Origin of the sequence: Persicitalea sp., from assembly GCF_041751555.1 — a bacterium.
Taxonomy (GTDB): Bacteria; Bacteroidota; Bacteroidia; order Cytophagales; family Spirosomataceae; genus Persicitalea.
In genome coordinates, this window is the sequence record NZ_JBGSXF010000425.1 from 1 (window position 1) to 5,162 (window position 5,162).

At 53.0% G+C, this 5,162-nt stretch carries 3 protein-coding genes; all 3 read left to right on the forward strand.

Features of this window, described 5'->3' with window-relative positions; translation table 11 throughout:
• The coding region (locus tag ACEW8P_RS14880) for a sulfatase (protein WP_373513869.1) at positions 1-1,363 on the forward strand (1,363 nt) is incomplete at its 5' end.
• Positions 1,350-1,637, forward strand: a complete 288-nt coding sequence (locus tag ACEW8P_RS14885; protein ID WP_373513870.1) for a hypothetical protein — start codon at positions 1,350-1,352, stop codon at positions 1,635-1,637. The genes ACEW8P_RS14880 and ACEW8P_RS14885, both read left to right, overlap by 14 nt.
• A 273-nt stretch (positions 1,638-1,910) precedes the next feature.
• Positions 1,911-5,087, forward strand: a complete 3,177-nt coding sequence (locus tag ACEW8P_RS14890; protein ID WP_373513871.1) for a PVC-type heme-binding CxxCH protein — start codon at positions 1,911-1,913, stop codon at positions 5,085-5,087.
• Positions 5,088-5,162 lie beyond the last annotated feature (75 nt).

Below are 5,162 nucleotides of genomic sequence, written 5' to 3' on the forward strand. Positions count from 1 at the left end.
AAGAGAGGAAGGCAACGCCCGGCCCAAGCCAAACGTCATTTTGATTTTGGTGGATGATATGGGGTGGAACAATGTGTCCTGCTACGGGAATGCCTATTTGCAAACCCCCAACATCGACCGACTGGCCAGGGAGGGAATAAAATTCAGCCAGGCTTACGTAACGCCGCAATGCACCCCCACGCGGGCCAGTCTGCTAACCGGACAGCACACGGCCCGCGTGAAGATGTGGCACGTGATCCCGAAGTACGAATTTCCCCACGCCTTTTTGCGGGAACCCGAATACTCGGAACTGCTCTCGCCGGAAAACCTGACCCTGGGTGATGTGATGCAATCCGCTGGGTACCGAACGGCTCTTTTCGGCAAATGGCATTTGACCAATCCTGAATCGGGAATCGGCGATTACGTGCGGCTTTACGCCGATCATGCCCAGGAATACGGCTTCGATGAAGTGGACCCTATGACCGACCCGCCCGGCTATCACCAAATAGGCGAGAAAGGCGTGGATTTCCTCACCGACCAAACCATTGATTTTATCAGGAAAGATCCCAACCAGCCCTTTTTCGTGCTGCTCTCGCACCACACCATCCACGGCGAAGTGCTGGCTCCGGACCCACTCGTTGAAAAATACTTAAAGAAAGGCTTTCCGGAAACGGGGCAGCAGAACGCGACTTACCTGGCGGCATTGGAGCATTTGGACAATAGCGTGGGCCGATTGCTCGGGGTATTGGATCAGGACGGACTTACCCAAAATACGGTGGTCATCTTCATGTCCGACAACGGCGGAGTGGATGCCCGCTTCGATAACCAGCCGCTGCGGGCGGGCAAAGGCTCGCTCTACGAGGGCGGCATCCGTACGCCGCTGCTCATCCGCTATCCCGGCGAAATACGTCCCGGCACGGTAAGCGATGAACTGGTCGAGGCGGCGGATCTGGTGCCCACCCTGGCCGACCTTGCCGGACTAAACCCGAGAAAGTACCAAACGGATGGCATTTCCTTCCGACGGGTATTTCGTGGCAAGGAACTACCCGAACGCTCGCTGTACTGGTACGCGCCGCTTTACGACATTCTGTGGGGTGCCACGCCCGGCGCGGCCATTCGCCGGGGCAAGTACAAGCTCATCGTGAATTTTGGCGACCACATTGACCTCGACCGGGGCGGCGCATACCAAATAGGGGAAACGACTGAATTGTTCGACCTGGAAAACGACCTCGGCGAATCGACCAATTTGGCATCAGCCCAGCCAAAGGTAGTTCGAGAAATGAAAGGTCAATTGACAGCTTGGATGAAACGTTTGGATTTGGAACTACCCAGGCCAAACCCTGATTACGATAAGGATAAAGCATTGGTACGTGGCAAGAAATGAACTTCTCAAAATTCATTCTAAAAATAAGGAAATCGTCACTCGCATTGCCGCTGCTGAAGTCCTTACGCACTTGGGTAAAAAAGAAAATGCTTTCCAAATCCTGATCGAAGCCTTGATAGAGACTTTACTTGCAAATGGCCCGAATGCAGGCGCTCAATATACTGGAACAACTCGGCCCCGACGCCCAATGGGCTTACCCTACAGTGCAAAAGCTTACCAAATAAAAAAAAGAAAAATGCCGACTACTATCTTCGAGTGGCAGAGAAGGTTATGACTTTGGCGAAGCAGTAGAAACGAGTAGTCCAGATTTTCCGCGTGCTTTGGTAAGGACCTTGCGGGTCATAAGTTCTCCTACGGCCTGGTCTCGAAAGAACGTGACTTACTATTCCCAATCCCCATAGCATACAATTTTCACGAATTCAACCCCGAAAGCATCTTTCTAAGGTGCTTTTGGGGTATATGGATCAGGGAAATAACTTTACATTGGGTAAGGCGTTTATCAACAAACCCTCGTCTGTAAAATTAACCTATTCAAAAAATTCAAAATATGTCCAAACCCGTAAAAAGAAGTCTGAAAGGTCTTTTTCTCATCATCGCCGCTGCCCTAATCGGCTTTACCGCTTTCCGATTCATTGAAGATGATACCCTCCCCGTCGACCAGGGCCAGCATATCATGATGGTTGGCGGCAACCTGGGTTCCAGGATGCTAAACTTCGGCTCTTTCGAGACTGAAATGCAGGTTCGTTATCCTGAGCAGCAACTATTTATCCGTAATATGTGCGACCCCGGTGACACTCCGGGCTTCCGTCCGCGCTCAGCCCGCGATTCGCCTTGGGCCTTTCCCGGCGCGGAGAAATTCCAAACCGAGTACGCTACCCCTTCCGACAGTCGGGGAAATTTTCCTTCCGACGACGAGTGGTTGCTCCGTCTCGGGGCCGATGTGGTCATCGGTTTTTTCGGATACAGCGAGTCTTTTCAGGGTGAAGCCGGATTGGTAAATTTTAAAGCCGAACTCGACGCCTTTCTCAAACACAGCCAAAAACAACGTTACAATGGCATCACGCCGCCCAAATTGGCTATCGTATCGCCCATTGCCTTCGAAGACCTGTCGGCCATTATGGATGTGCCGGATGGTAAGGAAACCAATCAAAACCTGGAGATGTACATGAAGGGTATGAGGGAGGTTTGCGAGGAGAACAAAGTACTTTTCGTAGATGCCTTTACGCCTTCCAAAGACTGGTACGATAGCCATAAAGAGCCACTAACCATTGACGGTTCGCAGTTGAATGAAGCGGGCTACGCGCTGCTGGGCGTGTATTTGGCCGATAAGATTTTTGGCAAAGTGGCCCCGAAATCCAGAGTCGATCGCGCAGCGGTACACAAAGCCGTGATGGAGAAAAACTGGCTCTGGCACAACGACTACAAGATTCCCAACGGTGTTCATGCCTGGGGACGTCGATTCAATCCCTTCGGACCGGACAACTACCCCTACGAAATCGAGAAAATTCGGCAGATGACCGACATCCGTGACATGGCTATCTGGTCAGCGGCTTGTGACTGCGAGGATTACCAGGTCGATATTGCTGCTGCCGACAAGCGCACTGTAAAGCTACCGCCCGTGAAGACCAACTTCAATCCCGACGCCAACGGTAGTTTGGAGTATCTCTACGGCCAGGAAGCCCTCGACAAATTAAAAGTACCAGCGGGCTATAAAATCGAGCTTTTTGCCTCCGAAAAAGAATTCCCTGATTTGGCGAATCCCGTACAGATGACATTCGACAACGAAGGCCGTCTGTGGGTGGTAACCATGCCCAGCTACCCACACTACAAGGCTGGCGACAGTCGTCCGAACGATAAGATCAGTATTTTTGAAGATACAAATAACGACGGCAAGGCTGACAAACAGACGATTTTCAAGGATGGCCTGCACGTTCCCGTTGGTTTCGAGATTACTCCCGAAGGCGTGTATGTGTCCCAGGGTACTAACTTGATGCTCTATACCGATAGCGACGGCGACGATAAGGCCGACAAAGAAACGATCATTCTGAGTGGCTTCGACGACCACGACACCCACCACGAGATCAGCGCCTGGGTATCCGATCCGTCGGGAGCTTTCTACATGGGTGAAGGCGTGTTTCTTCATACTAATGTCGAGACTTCTTACGGCACAGTGCGGGCGACCAATGGCGGTTTTTACCGCTACGCGCCGCAGCTTCACAAGCTGGAACGTACGGCCCAACTACCCATTCCCAATCCCTGGGGCATCGCCTTCGATGAGTGGGGCCAGCATATTTTTGCCGAAACCTCCGGCCCTGACGTGCGTTGGATGTTGCCCGGTTCGGTGAAGCCCCGGTACGGTGAGTCGATGGATAAGTCTTCCAACCTGATCGAGTCGGCCCATCGGGTACGGCCTACTTCGGGTTTGGAATTCGTGTCGAGTCGTCATTTCCCTGACGACGTGCAGGGAAATTTCCTCATCAACAACACCATCGGTTTTCTGGGCATGAAGATGCATACCATGAAGGACGACGGCACGGGCTACAAGAGCAATTGGGTGATGGATTTGGTCGATGGCGAAGACCGTAACTTCCGCCCGGTAGATATGGAGTTTGCGCCCGATGGTTCGCTGTACTTCATTGATTGGCACAACATCCTGATCGGCCACATGCAGCACAACGCTCGCGACCCTTTGCGCGACCACGTCCACGGACGCATTTACCGCATCACCTACCCCTCGCGACCGCTGGTGAAGCCCGCCAAGGTGGACGGAGCCAGTGTGGAGCAACTGCTCGACAACCTAAAACTACCCGAGTACCGCACCCGCTACCGCACCCACCGCGAACTGCGGGGCCGCGACGCCAAAGAGGTTCTGCCCAAAATCACTAAATGGGTGGCCAAGCTTAACAAAAAGGATTCGCGTTATGAACACCACGTTTTGGAAGCCTTGTGGGCATCCTGGGGCCAGGATCGGGTGGATCAAAGCCTGCTACGGCAAATGCTCAACGCCAAGGATTACCACGCCCGCGCCGCTGCGGTGCGGGTGCTACACTATACAGGTCATCAGGTGAAAGACCAGGCCGAATTACTGAAAAAAGCCGCCCGAGACGAACATGGTCGGGTGCGGCTGGAAGCGGTCATAGCGGGTTCATGGATAGATAAGGAGGATGGCTTGGCGATTCTGGCTGAGGCCCGGAAAATGCCCGTCGATAGCTGGACAGAGAAAGCCTACGAAACCGCCGACGCACACTTGAATGGACAACTCGTGCGACAGAAAGAAGAGAAGAAGGCCGCAGCCACAATGAAGGCACCCGAACTCGATGCCTTTACTAAGGGGAAAGAGATTTACAGCCGGGACGGCTTTTGTGCCACTTGTCACCAACCCGACGGGCAAGGGCTTTCAGCTTCCGGCTTTCCGCCGCTGGCCGGAACCAAATGGGTCAATGGCAACGAAGACCGTCTGATCAAAATCGTGTTGAAGGGACTGATGGGGCCTATCGAGGTCAATGGCAAGGAGTACGCCGGACAGGTACCTATGACTCCTTTTGGCGGAATGCTCAACGACGAAGAGGTGGCCTCGGTGCTAACCTATGTCAGAAAATCGTTTGGCAACGACGCCCCCGCCATATCGGCTCAGAAGGTCAAACAAGTACGGGCCACGACAGAGAAAGATGGTATGTTTTACAAGCCGAATGAGTTATTGAAACAGTACCCGATGGAGAAATAGGGAAGAACCAGTACTGCTTTTGCGCCGCGCTTCGGATTTTTCCGAGGCGCGGCTTTTATTTATAATTTCTGGTAG